19 protein-coding genes and 1 riboswitch are annotated in these 19,867 nt (G+C 69.4%); of the genes, 7 read left to right on the forward strand and 12 right to left on the reverse strand.

Annotated elements, in window-relative coordinates; all coding sequences use genetic code 11:
* The first annotated feature begins 31 nt into the window (after positions 1–31).
* Positions 32–661 carry a TetR/AcrR family transcriptional regulator gene (locus ACWEH3_RS02455; protein WP_450019381.1) on the forward strand — a complete coding sequence of 210 codons (630 nt, stop codon included), beginning with the start codon at positions 32–34 and terminating at the stop codon, positions 659–661.
* 106 nt (positions 662–767) lie between these two features.
* Here the strand turns inward: ACWEH3_RS02455 and ACWEH3_RS02460 are convergent, their stop codons facing one another.
* Both ACWEH3_RS02460 and ACWEH3_RS02465 read right to left on the reverse strand, forming a co-directional pair.
* The gene (locus ACWEH3_RS02460) at positions 768–1,988 is read right to left on the reverse strand and encodes an MFS transporter (protein ID WP_450019373.1); all 1,221 of its coding nucleotides are present in this window, start codon (positions 1,986–1,988) and stop codon (positions 768–770) included.
* Positions 1,985–2,161: a hypothetical protein gene (locus tag ACWEH3_RS02465; RefSeq protein ID WP_450019375.1), complete on the reverse strand. Its 177-nt coding sequence runs from the start codon at positions 2,159–2,161 to the stop codon at positions 1,985–1,987. Before ACWEH3_RS02465 ends, ACWEH3_RS02460 begins: the two co-directional genes overlap by 4 nt.
* Before the next feature lie 59 nt (positions 2,162–2,220).
* Here ACWEH3_RS02465 and ACWEH3_RS02470 point away from each other — a divergent pair, with 59 nt between their 5' ends.
* Positions 2,221–2,349, forward strand: a complete 129-nt coding sequence (locus ACWEH3_RS02470) for a hypothetical protein (protein WP_450019377.1) — start codon at positions 2,221–2,223, stop codon at positions 2,347–2,349.
* 172 nt (positions 2,350–2,521) lie between these two features.
* On the opposite strand, the gene ACWEH3_RS02475 is transcribed toward ACWEH3_RS02470, so the two are convergent.
* Together ACWEH3_RS02475 and ACWEH3_RS02480 are read right to left on the reverse strand one after the other, a co-directional pair.
* Positions 2,522–3,739 (reverse strand): NADP-dependent isocitrate dehydrogenase, encoded by a 1,218-nt coding sequence (locus ACWEH3_RS02475; RefSeq protein WP_450015120.1) that lies wholly within the window; start codon positions 3,737–3,739, stop codon positions 2,522–2,524.
* A 354-nt stretch (positions 3,740–4,093) separates the two neighbouring features.
* Positions 4,094–5,638 (reverse strand): MFS transporter, encoded by a 1,545-nt coding sequence (locus ACWEH3_RS02480; RefSeq protein ID WP_450015119.1) that lies wholly within the window; start codon positions 5,636–5,638, stop codon positions 4,094–4,096.
* An 81-nt stretch (positions 5,639–5,719) separates the two neighbouring features.
* Between ACWEH3_RS02480 and ACWEH3_RS02485 the strand changes: the two genes are divergently transcribed.
* Together ACWEH3_RS02485 and metX are read left to right on the forward strand one after the other, a co-directional pair.
* Positions 5,720–6,433 (forward strand): TetR family transcriptional regulator, encoded by a 714-nt coding sequence (locus ACWEH3_RS02485; protein ID WP_450015118.1) that lies wholly within the window; start codon positions 5,720–5,722, stop codon positions 6,431–6,433.
* A gap of 52 nt (positions 6,434–6,485) precedes the next feature.
* Positions 6,486–6,596, forward strand: a riboswitch (SAM riboswitch).
* 217 nt (positions 6,597–6,813) lie between these two features.
* Positions 6,814–7,971 (forward strand): homoserine O-acetyltransferase MetX, encoded by a 1,158-nt coding sequence (metX, locus tag ACWEH3_RS02490; protein ID WP_450015117.1) that lies wholly within the window; start codon positions 6,814–6,816, stop codon positions 7,969–7,971.
* 225 nt (positions 7,972–8,196) lie between these two features.
* Here metX and ACWEH3_RS02495 read toward each other — a convergent pair whose 3' ends face one another.
* On the reverse strand, positions 8,197–8,442 hold the full coding sequence (locus ACWEH3_RS02495) for a DUF3017 domain-containing protein (protein ID WP_355079114.1): 246 nt from the start codon (positions 8,440–8,442) through the stop codon (positions 8,197–8,199).
* Between the two features lie 217 nt (positions 8,443–8,659).
* Between ACWEH3_RS02495 and ACWEH3_RS02500 the strand changes: the two genes are divergently transcribed.
* Positions 8,660–9,124, forward strand: a complete 465-nt coding sequence (locus tag ACWEH3_RS02500; protein ID WP_355079013.1) for a tRNA (cytidine(34)-2'-O)-methyltransferase — start codon at positions 8,660–8,662, stop codon at positions 9,122–9,124.
* 12 nt (positions 9,125–9,136) lie between these two features.
* Here ACWEH3_RS02500 and ACWEH3_RS02505 read toward each other — a convergent pair whose 3' ends face one another.
* From ACWEH3_RS02505 to ACWEH3_RS02520, 4 genes are all read right to left on the reverse strand, one after another.
* Positions 9,137–9,400, reverse strand: coding sequence for a DUF167 domain-containing protein (locus tag ACWEH3_RS02505; RefSeq protein ID WP_450015116.1), 264 nt, complete (start codon positions 9,398–9,400; stop codon positions 9,137–9,139).
* Positions 9,327–10,319 carry a DUF4349 domain-containing protein gene (locus ACWEH3_RS02510; RefSeq protein WP_450015115.1) on the reverse strand — a complete coding sequence of 331 codons (993 nt, stop codon included), beginning with the start codon at positions 10,317–10,319 and terminating at the stop codon, positions 9,327–9,329. Before ACWEH3_RS02510 ends, ACWEH3_RS02505 begins: the two co-directional genes overlap by 74 nt.
* 88 nt (positions 10,320–10,407) lie before the next feature.
* Positions 10,408–13,761, reverse strand: a complete 3,354-nt coding sequence (locus ACWEH3_RS02515) for an error-prone DNA polymerase (protein ID WP_450015114.1) — start codon at positions 13,759–13,761, stop codon at positions 10,408–10,410.
* A 54-nt stretch (positions 13,762–13,815) separates the two neighbouring features.
* Positions 13,816–14,271 (reverse strand): hypothetical protein, encoded by a 456-nt coding sequence (locus ACWEH3_RS02520; protein WP_450015113.1) that lies wholly within the window; start codon positions 14,269–14,271, stop codon positions 13,816–13,818.
* 226 nt (positions 14,272–14,497) lie between these two features.
* Between ACWEH3_RS02520 and ACWEH3_RS02525 the strand changes: the two genes are divergently transcribed.
* Entirely contained in the window at positions 14,498–15,454 is a 957-nt protein-coding gene (locus ACWEH3_RS02525; RefSeq protein WP_450015112.1) for an SDR family NAD(P)-dependent oxidoreductase, read from the forward strand.
* A gap of 38 nt (positions 15,455–15,492) precedes the next feature.
* Here ACWEH3_RS02525 and ACWEH3_RS02530 read toward each other — a convergent pair whose 3' ends face one another.
* The gene (locus tag ACWEH3_RS02530; protein ID WP_450015111.1) at positions 15,493–16,248 is read right to left on the reverse strand and encodes an alpha/beta fold hydrolase; all 756 of its coding nucleotides are present in this window, start codon (positions 16,246–16,248) and stop codon (positions 15,493–15,495) included.
* Positions 16,249–16,444: 196 nt separating this feature from the next.
* On the opposite strand from ACWEH3_RS02530, the gene ACWEH3_RS02535 reads away from it, so the two are divergent.
* Entirely contained in the window at positions 16,445–17,143 is a 699-nt protein-coding gene (locus ACWEH3_RS02535) for a class I SAM-dependent DNA methyltransferase (RefSeq protein WP_379252044.1), read from the forward strand.
* A gap of 6 nt (positions 17,144–17,149) precedes the next feature.
* On the opposite strand, the gene ACWEH3_RS02540 is transcribed toward ACWEH3_RS02535, so the two are convergent.
* Complete coding sequence (locus tag ACWEH3_RS02540) at positions 17,150–18,736, reverse strand: DNA polymerase Y family protein (protein WP_450015110.1); 1,587 nt, start codon at positions 18,734–18,736, stop codon at positions 17,150–17,152.
* Between the two features lie 25 nt (positions 18,737–18,761).
* Positions 18,762–19,448: a hypothetical protein gene (locus ACWEH3_RS02545; RefSeq protein WP_450015125.1), complete on the reverse strand. Its 687-nt coding sequence runs from the start codon at positions 19,446–19,448 to the stop codon at positions 18,762–18,764.
* Positions 19,449–19,867: the final 419 nt, after the last annotated feature.

Genomic DNA, 19,867 nt, shown 5'->3' on the forward strand with positions numbered 1-19,867 from the left:
GCGCCGGACGCAGGAACAGCGCAGCACCGAGATGCGCACCCGGCTGCTGGACGCGACGGTGGACTGTCTGGTCGAGTACGGATACTCGGGCACCACGACGCCGCGGGTGGCCGAGCGCGCCGGGGTGACCCGCGGGGCGCAGGTCCATCACTTCGGCTCGAAGACCGATCTGGTGGTGGCCGCGATCAGCCACCTGGCGCAACTGCGCGCCGAGACCGCCATGCGGGAGATGTCGCGGGTCGAAACCGGCGACGATCCGGTGGCCGCGGCGCTGGAGTTCCTGTGGGACCTGCACCAGGGTCCGCTGTTCATCGCGACCGTCGAACTGTGGGTGGCGGGGCGGACCGACCCGGTGCTGGCCGCGGCGATGGAGAAGGTCGAGCCGTTCGTCAACAACGCCGTCTTGCTGGCGGTCGCCCGCTTCGTGCCGGACGACGTGCGCCGCAAGGAAGCGCGCGACTTCATCTACACGGCCATGGACGCGCTGCGCGGAATCCTGATCTCGAATTTCATCGACCCGGACGACGAGCGCGCCCGCCGCCGGTGGCGACGCGCCTCGGCGCACCTGCACGACATCGCGGGCCGCGCCCTGGCCGCCCGCCCCGCCGGACAGTCCGCGCTCGACCCGGCGAGTCCGGATTCCGACAAGCACAGTGGGTGAGGACCCGCGCGAACGTAGTCACGCGCTTTTGTCCCGCATCGGGAAGCCTGACCGTTGTCTTGTGATGGCCCCTACGCCGACAACCTCGGGGCCTGCTTCGGCATCGCTACCGCGTCGCTCGCTGCGGGCGTGATCTCCGCGCGGTCCAAGCGGTCACTGTGAACAACGCGACGCCGATCGCCGCGAGGGCCGCCCCGACCACGGCCGGAGCCGTGTAACCGAGGCCCGCGGCGATGACCAGGCCGCCGAGCCAGGCGCCAGCGGCGTTGGCGATGTTCAAGGCGGCGTGGTTGAGGGCGGCGGCGAGGGTCTGGGCGTCGGCCGCGACGTCCATCAGGCGGGTTTGCAGTGCCGGCGCCAAGGCAGCTCCGGACGCGCCGACCAGCAACGCGCCGAAGGCCGCGGTGTACGGGTTGTGCGCGGCGGCGACGAAGCCACCGAGGATGGCGGTCATCGCGACCATCGACACCGAGATGGCTCGGTCAACGCCGCGGTCGGCGAGCACACCGCCGACGATGTTCCCGATCACCATGCCCACGCCGAACAGCATCAACACCAAAGGAACCGCACCGGCCCGCAGACCGGCCACGTCGGTGAGTATGGTCGCGATGTAGGTGTAGACGGCGAACATGCCGCCGAACCCGACGGCGCCGACCAGCAGCGTCAGCAGTACCTGCGGGCGACGCAGCGCGCCGAGTTCGGTCATCGGGTTGGTCACCGTGATGCCGGTGAGCTCCGGCACGAAGCGCAGCAGCGCCGCCACGGTGGTAGCTCCGATGAGCGTGACGACCACGAACGCATCGCGCCAGCCGAGATGCTGGCCGAGCCAAGTAGCGGCGGGAACGCCGACAACATTGGCGGCGCTCAATCCCAGCATAACCGCGGCAATCGCCTTGGCCCGCTGCCCTACCGGGGCGAGAGTGGCGGCGGCCAACGAGGCGACACCGAAGTAGGCACCGTGTGGCAGACCTGAGACGAATCGCGCGAGAACCAGCGTCTCGAACGAGGGCGCCAGGACGGTCGCCGCATTTCCCAGGGTGAACGCCACCATGAGCGCGACGAGCAGGCGCTTGCGCGGCATCCGCGCGCACAGCGCCGCGATCAGTGGCGCGCCGATCACCACACCGAGCGCATAGGCCGATACCGCGTGCCCCGCGGTCGGCTCGGAGACCCGCATGGCCGACGCGATGTCCGGCAGCAAACCCATGGTGACGAATTCGGTGGTCCCGATCCCGAATCCGCCGAGGGCCAGGGCGAGCATCGCGGGCACGTGCCAATCGGTTCGTCCGGGCGGCGCGGTGGTACTGGGGGTCGGGGCGGTGGTCACGTGTTCATGTAACCGGCCTCGGTCTGCGATCGCTTCCCCAGCGAAGGTGAGTTCGCCCACCGCGCCGGCACCGACTCCCGCTGCCTGAAGGTGCGCCGATACTCGGCGGGCGACACGCCGACCACACCCGAGAAGTGGCGGCGCACGTTGGTCGCGGTGCCGAGGCCGGACATCCGGCTGATCCGCTCGATGCCGTAATCGGTCGATTCCAGCAGGGAATGGGCATGAAGGCGTGGCGACCGATCTGCTCGATCCCCTGCTGCGACTGTTCGAAGCGGAGGTCGAACGCGACAATGGGGCGGCCAGTTTCACCCGCGCTTTCGCGGGCCTGCTCGATCCCACCGGAGTCGGCGCGAGCTGACAAGCGGCGACATCGCGAGGCATGCGCGACGGGCCGACGCTCCCAGCGAATCGGTCGCGAACAGTCCGGGCACCCGTTCCACCGAGGGTGGGGCGGGTGCCCGTGGTTCGGCCCGGCGCTGGGTGACCACCCAGCGCCGGAATCGGCCGAGCGACGCGGCTCGGCCCCGCGATCAGCGCAGCGCGCGAGCCAGGTTGGCGTCCAGCGCGCCGAGGAACTCCTCGGTGCTCAGATAGCCCTGGTCACCGCCGACGAGCAGCGCGAGATCCTTGGTCATCTGGCCGCCCTCGACGGTCTTGATGACGACGTCCTCCAAAGTCTGCGCGAAGCCGATGACCTCGGGGGTGTTGTCCAGCTTGCCGCGATGCTCGAGCCCGCGGGTCCAGGCGAAGATGGACGCGATCGGGTTGGTCGAGGTCGGCTTGCCCTGCTGGTGCTGGCGGTAGTGCCGGGTGACGGTGCCGTGCGCGGCCTCGGCCTCACAGGTGCGGCCGTCCGGGGTCAGCAGCACCGAGGTCATCAGGCCGAGCGAGCCGAAGCCCTGCGCCACCGTGTCGGACTGCACGTCGCCGTCGTAGTTCTTGCACGCCCAGACGTAGCCGCCCTCCCACTTCATCGAGGAGGCGACCATGTCATCGATCAGCCGGTGCTCGTAGGTCAGGCCCGCGGCGTCGAACTGGCTCTTGAACTCGGCGTCGAAGATGTCCTGGAACGTGTCCTTGAACATGCCGTCGTAGGCCTTGAGGATGGTGTTCTTCGTCGACATGTACACCGGGTAGTTCTGCTGCAGGCCGTAGTTGAACGACGCCCGCGCGAAGTCCTCGATGGACTTGCGGAAGTTGTACATGCCCAGGACGACACCGCCCTCCTCGGGCATCTTCACGACCTCGTGCTCGATCGGCTCGCTGCCGTCGTCCGGGGTGAAGGTCACGGTGACGGTACCGCCCTGGAACACCTTGAAGTCGGTGGCGCGGTACTGATCGCCGAAGGCGTGGCGGCCGATGATGATCGGCTTGGTCCAGCCCGGCACCAGCCGCGGAACGTTCGAGATGATGATCGGGGCCCGGAAGATGGTGCCACCCAAGATGTTGCGGATGGTGCCGTTGGGCGACCGCCACATCTTCTTGAGGCCGAATTCCTTGACTCGCGCCTCGTCCGGAGTGATAGTGGCGCACTTCACACCGACGCCGTGCTTCTTGATGGCTTCGGCGGCGTCGATGGTGACCTGATCATCGGTCTTGTCGCGGTACTCGATGCCGAGGTCGTAGTACTCGAGGTTCACGTCGAGGTAGGGGTGGATCAGCTTGTCCTTGATGAACTGCCAGATGATCCGGGTCATCTCGTCGCCGTCGAGTTCTACGACGGTGCCTTCAACCTTGATCTTGGACATGGATCTTCGTGTCCTCCTAGGATGGTGCCCTCATTGCACGGCCAGGCGAACACGCTTGTGAGCGGACCCCAGCTGTTCCAACAGACAACGTATATGTCCCGCGTTGTCGGCGGGACATGTGGTGCAAACAAGACAAGCGTACTGCTGCCGAAGTCCTCACCGCACGGGCAGCCCCCGGTGTGAGCTGGACCACCTTTGTTACCGATTGGTAGGCAATGCCTTCCAGCGCCGCGGCGGCACCCGCGCAACCGCCGTCGCCGCCATGATCCGCCTTCCGTTCCAGCACGGCAACCGCCTGGCACACGACGAGGCCCGCGCGGCGTGAGCACGCCGCCCGGACCTCGTTCCGGTGGATCAGACCGCGACCGGAAGCCGTGCCCCGTCCTCGGAACCTTCGATCAGGTTCTCCGGCCGGTCCCGGATCATCAGCGCGATGATCGGGATGGCCGCCAGGAAGAACCCGGCGCCGACGTAGAAGGCCACATCGTAACTGTGGATCGCGGCCCGCGCGGCCAGGTTGTCGATGCCGGGATTGTCGTGCGCGAAGGTCTTGGCGACCTGCACCGAGATGGTGGTCAGCAACGCCGTGCCGACCGCGCCGCCGACCTGCTGCGCCGCGTTCAGCAGCGCGGAGGCGACGCCGGAGTCCTCTTCCTCCACCTGATGCAGCGCGACCGTCTGCATGCCGACGAACAGCGGACCCATACCGAGCGCGATGAGCACCTGAGCGGGCAGCACACCGGCGAGGAAGCTGTCACCGAAGCTCAGTTGAGCCAGCAGCACCAGGCCGATGACGCCCAGCACGGCCCCGGCCAGCATCAGCGGACGCGGGCCGAGCTTCGGCAGCAGAGCACTGGTGACACCCGCCGAGATCGCGATGCCCGCCGGGAAGGGCAGGAACGCGAAGCCCGCCTTCAGGGCGGAGTAGCCCAGCGTGATCTGGAAGTAGAAGCTCAGGAACAGGAACATCGCGAACATCGCGATCGGGATGAGCAGCGCGGCGAGGAACGCGCCGCCCCGGTTGATCTCACCCGGGATGTGCAACGGCAGCAGCGGGTTCGCCGAGCGCCGTTCGATCGCGACGAAGGCGACGAGCAAGGCCAGCCCGGCGACCAGCAGCGCCAGCGTGCTGCCTGCCAGCCAGCCGTCATCGGCGGCACGACTGAAGCCGTACACGATGGCGATCAGGCCGAGCGTCACGGTGACGGCTCCTGGCACGTCGTATCCCCCGCTGCGCGGCGCGGGCACGTCCTTCGCCACCCAGGCCAGCGCGCCGAGCAGCGCGATCAGCGCGATCGGCGTGTTGACCAGCAGGCACCAGCGCCAGGAGGCGTATTCGGTGAGCGCGCCACCGGCGATCAGGCCCAGCGCCGCACCACCCGCGGAGATGCCCGCGAACACACCGAACGCGGTGGCCCGCTCGCCGGGCTCGGTGAAGGTCACCGACAGCAGCGACAGCGCGGCCGGAGCCAGCAGTGCGGCGAACGCGCCCTGCAACGCGCGTCCGGCGAACAGTTCCGCACCGGTCTGCGCGAGACCGGCCAGCGCCGACGCACTCGCGAAGCCGATCAGGCCGACGATGAAGATCCGGCGTCGGCCGAGGTAGTCGGCCAGCCTGCCGCCGAGCAGCAGCAGACCACCGAAGATCAGCGTGTAGGCGGTGAGCATCCATTGCCGGTTGCCGTCGCTGATGTCGAGATCACGCTGCGCGAACGGCAGCGAGATTGTCACGATGGTGGCGTCCAGCACCACCATGAGCTGGGCTAACGCGATCACTCCCAGCGCGAGCCAACGCGCTGAACCGCTCGCCCGCTGCGGCGCGTGCACCGCTGTCGCGGTCTCGGTCACGGTCTTCTCCTCGTCCTCGATGTCCGGAGCAATCCTGTCATCTAGCGACATTTGTCGTCAAGCGCAAAATGTCGCGATACGACATTTGACCGTTACGGACAGGAAAACGGCAGGTTGCGTTAACATGGGGGCATGCTCGAGTTATCGGCGCCGACGGGCGCGGGCGCAGCGGCCGACCGCGCCGCCGGCGGCCCGGCGACCCAGGGCCTGCGCGAACGCAAGAAGCAACAGACCAGGCTGCGGATCATCGCCGCGGCCCTAGACCTGTGCGACACACAGGGCTTCGACGCGACCACGATCGAGCAGATCGCCAACGCGGCGGACGTCTCGCCGCGCACGATCAACCGCTATTTCGACAGCAAGGAAGACATCGTCCTGGGGCCGGTGCAGGATTTCGGGCAAACCATCGCCGAGACGCTGCGCGAGTTGCCCCGCACGGGCAACGAACTCGGGGCGCTGCGCCAGGCCTTCCTGCACGTGGTCGATGAAGCCGCCGCGGCGGGCGAGGCGGATCCGCTGTCGTTCCGGCAGTTCCAGAAGATGCAGCGGATTCTGCGCAGCAGCCCGTCGGTCAGCGCGCGCAGCATGGAGCACGCCGACGACAAGAACCACGCGATCGCCGCGGTGGTCGCCGAGCGCCTCGGCACCACGCCGGACGCGCGCCCGGTGCGACTGATCGTCGGCGCCTGGCAACTGATCGGCCACATCGGCATGGAGTGCTCCGACGATGTGTTCCTCGATGACGACCTCGCGGTCGCGGCCAAGGCGGGGCGGGCCGCGTTCACCGAGGCCTACGACGAGTTCGTGCGCACCTGCTGTGGTGCGCCGACCGCCGCGGACCAGTGAGTTCGATGGAGGATTTCGGGCGCTGACCGCCCGCCGGTTATGATGCCGGACAGGTCATGAGTACCAGCGTCAAGCCCCGGCTCGCTGGTCGGCAACCCTCCAGCCGCGGTGGGGTGCTCCGGGTGATGACCTGGCTCCCGAGAGCCGGGAGCAAGCGCGTAACAGGAGGTCGCCGCCATGTGTTGTTGTTCGTCACCCACACACCGCTAACCCCTGCTGTACCGGCGAACACCTGCTTGGGAGCAAACCATGAGTGAATTCACCGCGCCCGGGGCCGAGCGAGGCCCGGCGCAGTCGGCCCCGCACATCCGTGGTGCCGAGTTCGGGATCGTACGTTTCCTCCCGGATCCTCCGCCCCCCGGTTTCGCGGCGGCGGCGACATGACCGTGAACACCGAACCGAGCGCGCGGACCTCCCGCATCGCCCTGCCGCCCCCGGATGGACAGCTCGGCACCATCGCCATCGGGGACGTGCGACTGGAGAACGGCGCGGTCATCCCGGACGTCCACCTCGCGGTACAACGCTGGGGTGAGCTCTCCCCCGGCCTGGACAACGTCGTGCTGGTCGAACACGCGCTGACCGGCGACTCGCACGTCGTCGGCAAGCCCGACGGCGTGCACCAGCTGCCCGGCTGGTGGGACGGCATGGTCGGGCCGGGCGCGCCGCTGGACACCGACGAATGGTGTGTGATCGCGACGAACGTGCTCGGCGGCTGTAAGGGCAGCACCGGGCCGTCCACCACGGCTCCGGACGGAAAGCCTTGGGGCGCGCGTTTTCCCGAGATCTCCATCCGAGATCAGGTGACCGCCGAAGCCGCTCTGCTCGACCTTGTCGGTGTCGAGCGGCTCGCGGCCGTGGTCGGCGGGTCGATGGGCGGTATGCGGGTGCTCGAGTGGATGGTCGGCGCACCGGATCGGGTCGCCGCGGCGCTGGTGCTCGCGGTCGGAGCCCGCGCCACCGCCGATCAGATCGGCACCCAGACCACCCAGATCGCGGCGATCACGTCCGATCCGGACTGGCAGGGCGGCGACTATCACGGCACCGGCCGCGCACCGACGACGGGGATGGCGCTGGCCCGGCGGATCGCGCACCTGACCTACCGCACCGAGTTCGAGCTGGATCACCGGTTCGCGAACAAGCCGCAGGGCGACGAGGACCCGTGGAACGGCGGACGCTACGCGGTGCAGAGCTACCTGGACCATCAGGCCGAAAAGCTCTGCAAGCGTTTCGATCCCGCCACGTACGTGCTGCTGACCGAGGCGATGAACCGCCACGACGTCGGCCGCGGCCGGGGCGGCATCGAGGCGGCGCTCTCGGCGACGCCGGTGCCGTGCGTGGTCGGCGGCGTCGACTCCGACCGGCTCTATCCGCTGCGGACCCAGCAGGAACTCGCCGATCTGCTGCCCGGATGCGACGGACTGGAGATCGTGCACTCCCGCGACGGGCACGACGGATTCCTCACCGAGGCGGCGGCGGTGTCCAAACTGCTGACCGAGACCATGCGCCTGGCCCGCGCCGGTGTGCGCCCCGAACGCTGAAAAAGTGCGCTTCCTCTCCCGCCCGCACTGATCGGTGCCTCGCGCCGTGATGCCGTCCACTCGCAGAGCGCTGCGGTTCGCCGCGCCGCTTCGATGCGGTTGATGTTGGTCTCGATCCACTCCCGCAGCGCCGCTATCGGCGTGCAGTCCGCGCGAACGGACGGTCTTCGCCGAGCGATACGCCGCTGCATCAGGGCGACCCGGCCATCGCTGGGTCGCCCGCCCTCAGCCGACGCCGAGCGTGTTGATCGTGGCCGCGAGGAACAGGATGCTCGACCCCAGCAGCGTCAGCGCGCCGACGTCGAACGGCTTGCTGCGCACCGCCAGCAGCCCCACCCGGGTAGTCGGCAGGCACAGCCGGAATGCCGCCGCCAGCAGGGTGGCACCGCCGAAGAAGAACGTCCCGCGCCGCCAACGATCGGACGCCACGAATACCACCGCCACCACGATGACCAGCGTCACGACGACCATCGGCAGATGGGAACGCAAGAACTCCGCTCCCGAACCGCGGCGTCCGGCCCGGGCGATAGGCGTATCGGCATCGGTCACCTTCCCGATTCTTGCAGACCGGTCCGGTGGTCGACGAGTGGCGCATGCCTGCGGCGAATCGCGAGTACTTCCCGCGGCGGTGTGCCACTCGTGTGGGGTGCGGGCGGACGGCTCCGGCGACCTGGTTGACTGATGCGTCGTGTTCCATCTGATGTTCCATGAGCCGTGCATTCCGCCGAATACCGGCAACGCGATCCGGTTGGTCGCGGGGACCGGGTGTCATCTGCATCTGATCGAGCCGTTGGGATTCGATCTGTCGGAGCCGAAGTTGCGCAGGGCCGGGTTGGACTACCACGATCTGGCGTCGGTGACGGTGCACCCGAATCTGGCGGCGGCATGGGAAGTACTGCGCCCGGAGCGGGTTTTCGCGTTCACCACCCAGGGCACCACTCGGTTCACGGACGTGGCCTATCGCGAGAACGACGTGCTGCTGTTCGGCACCGAACCCACCGGCCTGCCCGCGGAGGTGCTGGCCGATCCGCGCATCACCGACCGGCTGCGCATCCCGATGCTGCCCGGCCGCCGCTCCATGAACCTTTCCAACGCGGCCGCGGTGACCGTCTACGAGGCATGGCGCCAACTCGGCTTCCCCGGCGGCATTTGATCTGCGGCGGCGTCAAGGCACGTCGATTTCGAATCGTTTGAAGCGGGAGGTCGCGCCCGCCGTCAGCCGGACGGCGGACTTGGGGACTGCGTAGTGGCCTGCGAGCAACGCGATGGCGGCCTTGTTGGCCCTTCCTTCGACGGCGGGAGCCCGCACGTACAGTCGCAGGCTGCCGTCGTCGAGGGTCTCCACCAGCGGTCCCTTACGGCTGTTCGGCTTGATCGTCGCCCTTACCACCGTCGGCACTCTTGCCTCCTGCGCTGGTCTCCGCGCCATCCGAGGCGCTGCTCTCCGGCTCCGGTGCCGATTCTCCCGCAGCAGGCGTGGGTTTGCGCCGCCGCGCCAGGCGCACGATCCCCCACAGCACGGCGGCTACCACCGCGAGGAAGCCGAGCCACGGAATCGCTTTGCCGCTGAACACGATCGCGTCCTGCAGCCAGTCCACCAGCGAGTTCCAGCCGGCGACGATGCCGTCCCAGAAGTTGTCGGGGTCGTCGCCGGAGTTCTTGTGATCGGTGGTGACGTCGATGGTCAGCGTGGACAGGGCGACCTGGTCGTCGAGCCTGCGCTTCTGCGCGGTGAGGCTGTCCAGCTCACCCTGGCGGCTGGACAGCGCCTGCTCGGCGGCGATCAGGTCGGAGGTGGTGGTGGCGCCCGCGATGAGTCCGCGCAGCCGGTCGACCGAGGCTTGCAGTGCCTTGATCCGCGCGTCCAGGTCCTCCCAGTGCATGGTGACGTCGTCGCGGTTGGTGGTGACCCGGGTGATCTGTCCGACCCCGCCGAGGCCCGCGATGAACGCGTCGGTCTTGTCCGCGGGCAGCCGGACGACGAGCGTGGCGCTGGGCTCGTTGTCGTCGGTGCCGGGCTGTTCGGTGCGGCTGTCGACTCGGCCGCCCGCGGCGCGCACCTGGTCGATGATCGTGCCCGCCGCGGTGACCGGCGCGTCCGCGGTGATCTCGACGCTGCCGGTGACCACCTCCTTGCGGGTGGACGTCGGTTCGGCGCCGGAGTTGTCCTCCCGCTTGGGCGGCGCCTGCTCGTGTAGCCCCGGCGGCACGAGCGCGGGAGCCGCGGGTCCCGGACCGGTGACGATCGTCGGCGTCCGATCCCGCGCGGGTGCCGCGTTGTCGTCACCGCAGCCGGTGAGCAAGATCAACCCCAGCGCGCCGACGCACAGCACAGCAAGCTTCCTCATGCCTGGCACAGTAGCCGTTCGCACTGCGCGAAAAGCCGCGCATAACGGTTCTCTAGAACGCTTCTAACACTTCCTTGAAGCAACCGGCTCAACGGAAGTCGCGCGATTTGGACGCCATCCGCAGATCCATGCGCTGCAGATGTTCGGCGACCACGCTGACCACGCCCTCGGCATTCTGCACCCGCCCGCGGATGAGCAGCGCGGCCGCGCCTTGGGCCAAGCGCCGGTAGCGCCGCCACAGCCCCAGCGAGCAGACGATGTTCACCATGCCGGTTTCGTCTTCCAGATTGAGAAAGGTGATGCCCTCCGCGGTCGCGGGACGCTGCCGGTGCGTCACCGCGCCGCCCACCAGGACCCGCGAGCCGTCGGGCACGGTGCGCAGGCCGGAGGCGGGTATGACGCCGAGGGCGTCCAGGTGGGAGCGCAGGAACTGCGTCGGGTAACTGCCCGGCGAGACGCCCGTGGCCCAGACGTCGGCGGCGGCCGTCTCCAGATCGCTCATCCCGGGCAGGACGGGCGCGGTGGTGGACGCGCCGGTGCCGGGCAACCGGTCCGGGCGCTCACCCGCGGCGGCGCCCGCCGCCCAGAGCGCTTCCCGGCGGGTGCTGCCCAGGCTGCCGAGCGCGCCCGCCGTGGCGAGCGATTCCGCTTGCGCGACAGTGAGTTCCACCCGTCCGGTCAGGTCGAGAAAAGACGTGTAGGGCCGCTCACCCCTGGCGGCGACGATGCGCTCGGCGAGGTCGTCGCCGATCTGGCGGATCGCGGCGAGACCGAGGCGCACCTCGGCGCCCTTCGCCTCGAGGGTGGGCTCGGCGCGGCTGGCGTTGACGTCGGGACCGTGCACCACGACCCCGTGCCTGCGCGCGTCGGCGACCAGTGATTGCGGCGAGTAGAACCCCATCGGCTGGGCGCGCAGCAGACCCGCGCAGAAGGCGGCGGGGTGATGCAGCTTGAACCAGGCCGAGTAGTACACGATCGAGGCGAAGCTCTGCGAATGACTCTCGGGAAAGCCGAAATTCGCGAAGGCGTAGAGCTTCTCGTAGATACGGTCGGCGACCTCGCCGGTGATGCCGTGCCGCTCCCGCATGCCCTGGTAGAGCCGCGCTTTGAGACGCTCCATGCGCTCCGGTGACCGCTTGGAGCCCATGGCGCGGCGCAGCTGATCGGCCTCGACGGCGGTGAATCCGGCGACGTCGACGGCCATCTGCATGAGCTGCTCTTGGAACAGCGGCACGCCGAGCGTGCGTTCCAGCGAATTCTGCAGCGCCGGATGGTCGTAGACGACGTCCTCGGCCCCGTTGCGCCTGCGGATGTAGGGATGCACCGACCCGCCCTGGATCGGGCCGGGGCGGATCAGCGCCACCTCGACCACCAGGTCGTAGAAGCTGCGCGGGCGCAGCCGGGGCAGGGTGGCCATCTGCGCACGCGACTCCACCTGGAAGACGCCCACCGAGTCCGCGCGCGAAAGCATCTCGTAGACCTCGGGTTCGGCCAGGTCGAGCGCGTGCAGCTCGACGGTCTCGCCTTCGTGCTCGCGCACCAGGTCGATCATGTAGTGCAGCGCGGAGAGCATGCCGAGGCCGAGCATGTCGAACTTCACCAGATCGATGGCCGCGCAATCGTCCTTGTCCCACTGCAGGACGCTGCGGCCGGACATGCGCGCCCATTCCACCGGGCAGACGTCGGCGATCGGCCGGTCGCAGATCACCATGCCGCCGGAATGGATGCCGAGATGCCGCGGCAGCCCCTCGATATCGGCGGCCAGTTCCAGCACCTCGGCGGGGATGTCGGTGTTCGTCTCTGCGCCCACGCCGGTCCAGCGGCTCACCTGCTTGCTCCACGCGTCCTGCTGGCCGGGCGAGAAGCCCAGCGCCCGTGCGGCATCGCGCACCGCGGACTTGCCGCGATAGGTGATCACATTGGCCACCTGCGCGGCGTACTCGCGGCCGTACTTGCGGTAGACGTGCTGGATCGCCTCTTCCCTGCGGTCGGATTCGATGTCGACATCGATGTCCGGCGGGCCGTCGCGCTCCGGGGAGAGGAAACGCTCGAACAGCAAGTGGTTGCGCACCGGGTCGACATTGGTGATGCCGATCGCATAGCAGACCGCGGAGTTGGCCGCCGACCCGCGGCCCTGGCAGAGGATGTCGTTGTCCTTGCAGAAGCTGACGATGTCGTGCACCACCAGGAAGTAACCGGGGAATTCCAGGTCGTTGATCACCGCGAGCTCGTGCTCGATCTGCCGGTAGGCCTCCGGGTTCTCCTGGGGAGTCCCGTAGCGCGCCGCGGCGCCCGCCATGGCGAGTTCGCGCAGCCAGGACTGCTCGTCGTGTCCGGCAGGCACGTCGAAGGGCGGCAGGTTCGGAGCGATCAACCGCAGGTCGAAGGCACATTCGCGAGCCAGGGCCGCCGCGTTCGCCACCGCCTGCGGGCAGTCGGCGAACAACCGCGCCATCTCCGCCCCGGACCGCAAGTGCGCACCACCCGCAGGGGCCAGCCAGCCCGCTATCTCGTCCAGGCTCTGCCTGGCCCGGATCGCCGCGAGCGCCATGGCTCGGCGACGCCCGCTCGGTGCGGCGAAATGCGCTCCGGTGGTGGCGAGCACGGGCAGGCCGAGACGATCGGCCAGGGCGATGAGATGCGCGTTGCGCTCGTCGTCCTCCGGGATGCCGTGATGGGTGAGTTCCACGCTCACCCGATCGGCGCCGAAGCGGTCGGTGAGTTCCCGCAACGCGGCTTCCGAACGCTCGAGCCGGGCGCTGCCCGCGCGCGAGTCGAGTTCGAGCGCCTGGCGCAGGTGACCCTTTCGGCATCCGGTCAGGATGTGCCAGTGCCCCTCGGCCGCCGCGGTGAGCGTGTCGAGGTCGTAGCGCAGGATGCCCTTCGCCCCCGCGGCCATGTGCGCGGCGGCGATCTCTCGGGAAAGCCTGCGGTAGCCCTCTTGGCCGCGGGCCAGCACCAGTAGATGCGGCCCGGCCGGGTCCGGCGCGCCGGTGCGCGGCGCCGAGTCGGGGACGGCGGCGTGCCCGCGCACGGTGCCCGGCACGTGTGGTTCGAGTGCCGTGCCGAGCGACAGTTCGGCTCCGAAGACGGTGGGCATGCCCCATTCCTTGGCCGCCTCGGCGAAACGGACGGTGCCGTAGAAGCCGTCGTGATCGGTGAGCGCGATCGCCGTCAGGCCGAGCCGCACCGCCTCCTCCACCAGTTCCTCCGGCTGGCTCGCACCGTCCAGGAAGCTGTAGGCCGAATGCGCGTGCAGCTCCGCGTACGGGACCGTCGGTTCATCGACAGGGCGCACCGGCTCGGGCCGGTACTCGCCGCGCTTACGCGACCACGCCGGACTGTCGCCGCCGTCGCCCGGATACGTCACATCGGGGCTCGGCCGCCCGGACAGCACCCGCTCCATCTCCGCCCAGCTGGGCGGACCGTTTCCCCAACCCACGACTCACCTCCTCGACTCGAACATACATTCGAAGGCGGGCGATGTACAGGCAGGTCAGGACGCCCGGAGACGCTCCACGGAACCGGCGGACAGAGCGGCCTCGACACCCTTCAGACGGGTCCGGATTAGCGCGCCGTAGGCATCGGAGGCGAGGACGTCGAGATGCCCGCGCGCGATGGCCAACTGCATCCTGGCCACTTCGAACTCGCCGACCCGGCGATGACTGTCGGCCAGGTTCAAGTAGAGCGACGGCAAGAAGCCGCGCAGGCCTTCATCGAGCGGCACACCTGGCCCGAACACCGCGGCCAGCGCGCGCTGATCCCAGCGCAGCGCCTCGGCGGGCTCCTCCTGGAGATCGGCGAGATGATGTGCGACCACGCAGCGCTGCAACGCCCCGCCGTGTTCGCCGAGTTCGCCCCAGAGCTTTTCCAACGCCCGTCGCCCCGCCGCGGGGTCGACGCCACCGAGCCGCACCGCGGCAAACACCTCCGCCATCCGATCGTCCGACATGCGCTGAGTATCGCACATATGTTCGAACGTTTCGAGAGTTGCTCGATCCGTTTCGCGCATTCGCAAATCCGCAGGCCGCGTGCGGTTCTCGAACCGACGGGCCGCACCGGCGCGACACGCCGCGACGACCGGGGGCAGCCGATCCCGGACGCGACCGAGAGCACTTGGCAGGGAACTTACTTTGGAGTAAGTTCATGACCACCAGACCTGCAAAGGAGCAGCAGCGATGACCGACGCCTCCGCTGAGCCCGCCCGCCGCCGGCGCCACAATCGTGACCTCACCGGGCGGCATGTCCTCATCACCGGGGCATCCTCCGGGATCGGGCGGGCGGCCGCGCTCGCGGTCGCAGGCAAGGGCGCCACCGTGTTCCTGCTCGCGCGCCGTGGTGAGGAACTCGCCGTGGTCGTCGACGAGATCAGGGCGGCGGGCGGCGCGGCCTACGGGTATTCCTGCGACATCACCGATTCCGATTCGGTCGATCAGGTGATCAAAACCGTCCTGGACGAACACGGTCACGTGGACATGCTGGTGAACAACGCGGGCCGCTCCATCCGCCGCGCCATCCACCGCTCCACCGACCGGTTGCACGACTTCGAACGCACCATGGCCGTCAACTACTTCGGCGCGCTGCGGCTGACGCTGGCCCTGCTGCCGCAGATGCGGGAACGCAAGTTCGGGCACGTCGTCAACATCAGCAGCGCGGGCGTGCAGGTGGCCACGCCGCGGTTCTCGGCATATCTGGCCAGCAAGGCGGCACTGGACAAGTTCACCGAGGTGGCAGCCGTCGAGACCATGGCGGACGGCGTCACGTTCACCACCATCCACATGCCGCTGGTGCGCACGCCCATGATCACCCCGAGCGGCGACCAGGGCCCCGCCGAGTCGCCCGAGTGGGCGGCCGCGACCATCGTGCGCGCCCTGACCGAGCGACCCAAGCGCATCGACGTGCCCTTGGGCACCATCGCCGAATACGGCGCGCTGCTCACCCCGAAGATCCGCGACCGCGTCCTACACCGCTACTACCGCGCGCTACCCGATTCCCCCGCAGCCAAAGGCGAGTCGACCACCCCCGAAGAACCGGCCGAACCACTCCCCCAGCCCCGCCCCCGATCGACCACACGCCGCGTCACCGGCACGGCCCTACGCCGCGCCGCCCGCTGGGTCCCCGGCACTCACTGGTAAGGCGTCCGTGACCGGCACGACCATGTGCCGCTCGCGGTTCAGCCCGCCAGGAATGGGCGGACGGTTGCGGCGAAGTCGAGGTAGCGGTCGCGGTGGATGCTGTGGCCGCAGGTGAAGGTGGTCACCGTGCAGTCGATGATGCTTTCTTGCAGGATGGCGAGTTTCTCCGGATCGACCATGCCGCCCGGTCCGCCGCACAACACCAAGGTGGGCGCGGTGATATCGGAGAGTCGGTCCCACCATTCCGGGTTCGGCTTACGGAACTGCTCCAGCGCGGTCTTCGTCATGGAGCGGTCGAAGGCGAGCACCGCGCGCGGGTGCCGGACCAGGCTGGAAGTGGCGTGCCACAGTTCGGGCGCGGTGGGAAACCGGCGGGTCAGGCGCAATTCCTCGGCGCCGGACCGCAGCGGGAGCGGGCACTCCTCGATGACCAGCCTGCGCACCAGTTCCGGGCGCTCCTGCGCGACGCGCGACACCGCGTAACCGCCGAGCGAATGCCCGACCAGATCCACCACGGGCAGTTCCAGGTGGTCGCACAGGCGCAGCAGATCGTCGCCGAACTCGTCGAAGAGATAGGAATCGGTGTGTGAACTACGGCCGTGTCCGCGGAGGTCGGGGATGATCACGCGGCGTCCGGATCGCACGAGAACACGCGCGAACCGGTCCCAGGTGTACCCGTCCCCGCCCATGCCGTGCACGAGCAGCACAGGGATGTCGCTGACCGCGCCCACCCCCGAATCCCGATAGGCGATCCGCACGTCTCCGAATGTCACCTGGCCAAGCGTCAGATCCACGACATAGGAGGATACCGGCAGTCATGCCATGCCCCGGCGTGGTGTAGCGCTGATCACCCAACGGCGAAAACGCAGTTCGAACGGCACTTACCGGGTCCGATACCCGCGCCGTCGCGAAGTTCGTTGCCCACATCGGTGTTTCGACCAGCGCGATAAATCCCTGGCGCGTGGGCGAACTCGGGGCAATACTCGCCGCATGCCCTCCTTCGCCGATTTCGATCGTCGCGACTACCGCACCGTCGACGTGGCCACGGGGTACGACGGTTGGGCCCCCACCTACGAACAGACCGTCCTGGACGAGATGGATCTCGCTCTGCTCGGGCGACTGCGGCTGGACCTCGGCCGGGTGCGGCGCGCGGCCGACCTCGGCTGCGGCACCGGGCGAACCGGAACCTGGTTGCGGGACCGCGGAATACCGCACATCGACGGCGTCGACGTGAGCCAGGGGATGCTGGCGTTGGCGGCCGAACGCGGCGCCCACACCACGCTGACCCGAGCGGATGTGCGAGCCACCGGTCTGCCGGAAGGCGCCTACGACCTGGTGATCGCGTCGCTGATCGATGAGCACCTACCGGAGCTGGCGCCGTTCTACGCGGAGGCGTGGCGGCTGGCCGCACCGGGCGCGCGCTGCGTACTGGTCAGCTACCACCCGCAATTCATCATGGTTTCCGGAATGCCGACGCACTACACCGACCCTTCCGGCGAACCGGTGGCGATCAGCACCCACCTGCACTTGATCAGCGAGCACCTGTCGGCCGGTTTGGCCGCGGGCTGGGTCCTCACCGAGGTGGCCGAGGCACTGGTCGACGACGCGTGGCTGGCCCGCAAACCGAAATGGGCCGCCCTGCGGGGACATCCGTTCACATTGGCGACCGTGTGGTCGCGCCCGGAATGAGGCCTCTCAGCCGTAAATCCCTTCGGCGTGCCAGGTTTCGTCGTGATAGACCAGCAGCAGCACTCGGCTGGCGGCGGGGGCGTCGTCGAGTTGGACCTGTGCGCGGGCGGTGAATTCCGCGTCGTCCGCATCGGGGGCCCACCAGCGTTCGTCCACCGGCCACGGGCCGGCCCAGCCGGTGAGCCGCCATTGTTTGCTCCCCCAGCGCAGCAACGCGGGATCGGCGTCGAACAGGGCGCGGTCGGTGACCTTGACGGGCGCGCCGTCGGCGGCTTCCAGTCGCACCAGCGGACGGTTCATCAGGATCACGGCGGGGGCGGGCTCGGGCAGCCGGCCCGGCCATGGCTGCGCGGGGTCGGCCGCGGGGACGAGTTCGTCGCCCAGCGTGACCATGGTGATTCGTTCGGCGGGGCCGCGTCCGCCGCTCAGCACGCCGACACGCACCGCTTCCCCGCCGAGCAGACCCTGCACTCGGATGAGCGCGCGGCGGGCACGTTCGTCCTCTTCCCCGTCCCCGCCCCACAAGCCGAGCTGCAGCGCGCCCGCCGTGACCACCTCGACCGGTTCCAGCCGCAGCACGGTGATCGGCGCGGTGGGCCGCGCACCGTCGCGCCGGGTGAGCCAGCCGTCCAGCTGCCAGCGCACCCGATCCGCCGTGCCCTCCGGCGTGAGCGGCTCGGCGCAGCGCCAGATTCGCGAAAGGTCTTCCCCCGCCGCGGTTTCCGCGTGCACCGAAAGCCTGGCGCAGGCCAGCCCGGCATCCGCGAGCGCGCTGTGTAGCCGGGTGGCGAGCAGGCGACCGGCGAAAGCGGCCGCGTCGACCCGCTCGATCGGCGGATCACAGCGGTACTCCACCACCAGATCCGGCGGGGGCTGCCGCGCGGACGGCGGACGCTCCGGCTCGGCCCTGGCACAGCGATGCGCGAGCACGGCGTCGGTGCCGAACCGGGAGGCGACCTCCGCCGCGGAGAGCGCGGCGAAATCGCCGATCCTGCGTAGACCCAAGCGATGCAGCAGATCGACCAGATCGGCGCGTTCCGGGGCGGCCAGGCTCGGTTCGACCGCGAGTTCCCCCACCGGTAGCGGTGCGAGAAACCGTGCCCCCTCCCCCGCCGACACGATCGCGGCGCGGCGGGCGGCGATCACCGCCGTGGACAGTTCGTCGGCGATCCCGATCTGCGCTTCCGCCCCGGCCGCTGCCACCGCGTCGACCAGGCGCTCGGCCGCCGCCTCCTCGGACCCGAAGAACCGCGCCGCGCCGCGCGCGCCGAGCACGAGCAGCCCGGGGCGCAGCACCTCCACACCGGGCACCGTCGCGGCCACCGCGGCGACCAGCGGTTCGAACAGTCGCGCGTCGCGATCCTGATCCTCTTGCGCGAGGAACAGCTCGGGGCAGCGGGCCTGCGCCTCCCTGCGCTTCAGGCCGCGGCGTACCCCTTCGGCTCGCGCGATCGCCGAACAGGCCACCACCCGGTTGGCGAACAGCACCGCCACCGGCCGCGTCGCGGGCAGGCCTGCCACCGCCGCCGCGGCGACGGCGGGCCAGTCCGGGCACCACAGGGCGAGCACCCGCTTCGCTCCCGGCCGGATCACGGCGCCGCGTCGCGGGCCGCGGCACTCACGACACCGCCTCCTGTGTGTCGACGGCTTCGACTGGCGGAGCCGCCTTTTCGCGCAGCACCCATTCCACGCGCCCCGCATTCGGGCACAAATCCAGCCGCCCACGCCGTGGCGGTCCCGCCTTGCCGCGCACTTCGACCGTCAAACCGAGCGAACGCAAGCGTCCGCGCCCGCGGCCGAGACCGGCATACCCCGCGATACGGGCATCGAGCTGGAGGGACGCGCCGGGCCAGCGACCGTCGGCGACCACCAGGGTGGCGCCCTTGTTGCGGGCGCGGGCGGCGATCACCCGGCTGCGAGCGGGCGCGACGGCGGCGCCCCCGAGTCCGAGTACGACCAGATCGAGCCCGTCGAGCAGCACCGCGGCCACTTCCACCGGGTCGGGGCCGGGATCGGCGATCACGGCCAGCCGCCGCAACTGCGCCCCCATCTCCACCGCGGCGAGCAGACCGAGCCGGGGCATGCCCACCACCGCGGCGTGCCCACCACCCTCGGTCACCGCGGCGAGCAGACCGGCGAGCAACGAACTCGCTCCCGTGTACGCCACCACGGAACCCGTGACCAAGCCACCGTCGGGCAACAGCGGTGCGAGCGCAGCGGGCACCGGCAAAGCCGCTCGGCGCGACTCGGCGCCGAGCGGGACCCGCTGCGTTGCCGATTCACCCCGCCCCGGCACCGCGGCCATGCGTCTGCGCAGCTCAGCAAGGGAGGGAGCATCCTCCCGCCCACCACCGCGCGACAGCGCTCCCCGATTCACCCCTCCCTGCGATATCGCATCCGAACCCATCTCAACCACCCACTTCCCGCGATGGACCCGAGGCGAAGCATGCGGAGCGACCCTCGATTCGAGCGTCAGCACCGATTCAGCTATCGATTGGTATCGAATATACGTTCGATATCGACTCAGTAGAAACCGACCCCCGGGTTTCGTCAAGATGCGGCGACTCGTGTCGCGGACAGCGGGCCCACCGGCATAGACCCGATGCGGGACTCGACGGGGACGGACCCGGCGCGCGCCCGGCTACCGCACTCGGCACCCATTCACCGGTATGGTGGCGCGCGTCCGGCCACCACGCCCGGCGCCCAGTCATCGGTATGGTTTGC

This window comes from Nocardia sp. NPDC004718 (assembly GCF_053601535.1).

What these genes read in the sequence shown, in the direction of transcription:
- ACWEH3_RS02505 (WP_450015116.1), bottom strand. Translation starts at nt 9,400, where the DNA reads ATGGCGCGGAGACCAGCGCAGGAGGCAAGAGTGCCGACGGTGGTAAGG.
- metX (WP_450015117.1), top strand. Translation starts at nt 6,814, where the DNA reads ATGACCGTGAACACCGAACCGAGCGCGCGGACCTCCCGCATCGCCCTG.
- ACWEH3_RS02520 (WP_450015113.1), bottom strand. Translation starts at nt 14,271, where the DNA reads ATGTCGGACGATCGGATGGCGGAGGTGTTTGCCGCGGTGCGGCTCGGT.
- ACWEH3_RS02545 (WP_450015125.1), bottom strand. Translation starts at nt 19,448, where the DNA reads ATGGCCGCGGTGCCGGGGCGGGGTGAATCGGCAACGCAGCGGGTCCCG.
- ACWEH3_RS02510 (WP_450015115.1), bottom strand. Translation starts at nt 10,319, where the DNA reads ATGAGGAAGCTTGCTGTGCTGTGCGTCGGCGCGCTGGGGTTGATCTTG.
- ACWEH3_RS02480 (WP_450015119.1), bottom strand. Translation starts at nt 5,638, where the DNA reads ATGTCGCTAGATGACAGGATTGCTCCGGACATCGAGGACGAGGAGAAG.
- ACWEH3_RS02485 (WP_450015118.1), top strand. Translation starts at nt 5,720, where the DNA reads ATGCTCGAGTTATCGGCGCCGACGGGCGCGGGCGCAGCGGCCGACCGC.
- ACWEH3_RS02475 (WP_450015120.1), bottom strand. Translation starts at nt 3,739, where the DNA reads ATGTCCAAGATCAAGGTTGAAGGCACCGTCGTAGAACTCGACGGCGAC.
- ACWEH3_RS02465 (WP_450019375.1), bottom strand. Translation starts at nt 2,161, where the DNA reads ATGTCCGGCCTCGGCACCGCGACCAACGTGCGCCGCCACTTCTCGGGT.
- ACWEH3_RS02525 (WP_450015112.1), top strand. Translation starts at nt 14,498, where the DNA reads ATGACCGACGCCTCCGCTGAGCCCGCCCGCCGCCGGCGCCACAATCGT.
- ACWEH3_RS02535 (WP_379252044.1), top strand. Translation starts at nt 16,445, where the DNA reads ATGCCCTCCTTCGCCGATTTCGATCGTCGCGACTACCGCACCGTCGAC.
- ACWEH3_RS02455 (WP_450019381.1), top strand. Translation starts at nt 32, where the DNA reads ATGCGCACCCGGCTGCTGGACGCGACGGTGGACTGTCTGGTCGAGTAC.
- ACWEH3_RS02495 (WP_355079114.1), bottom strand. Translation starts at nt 8,442, where the DNA reads ATGGTCGTCGTGACGCTGGTCATCGTGGTGGCGGTGGTATTCGTGGCG.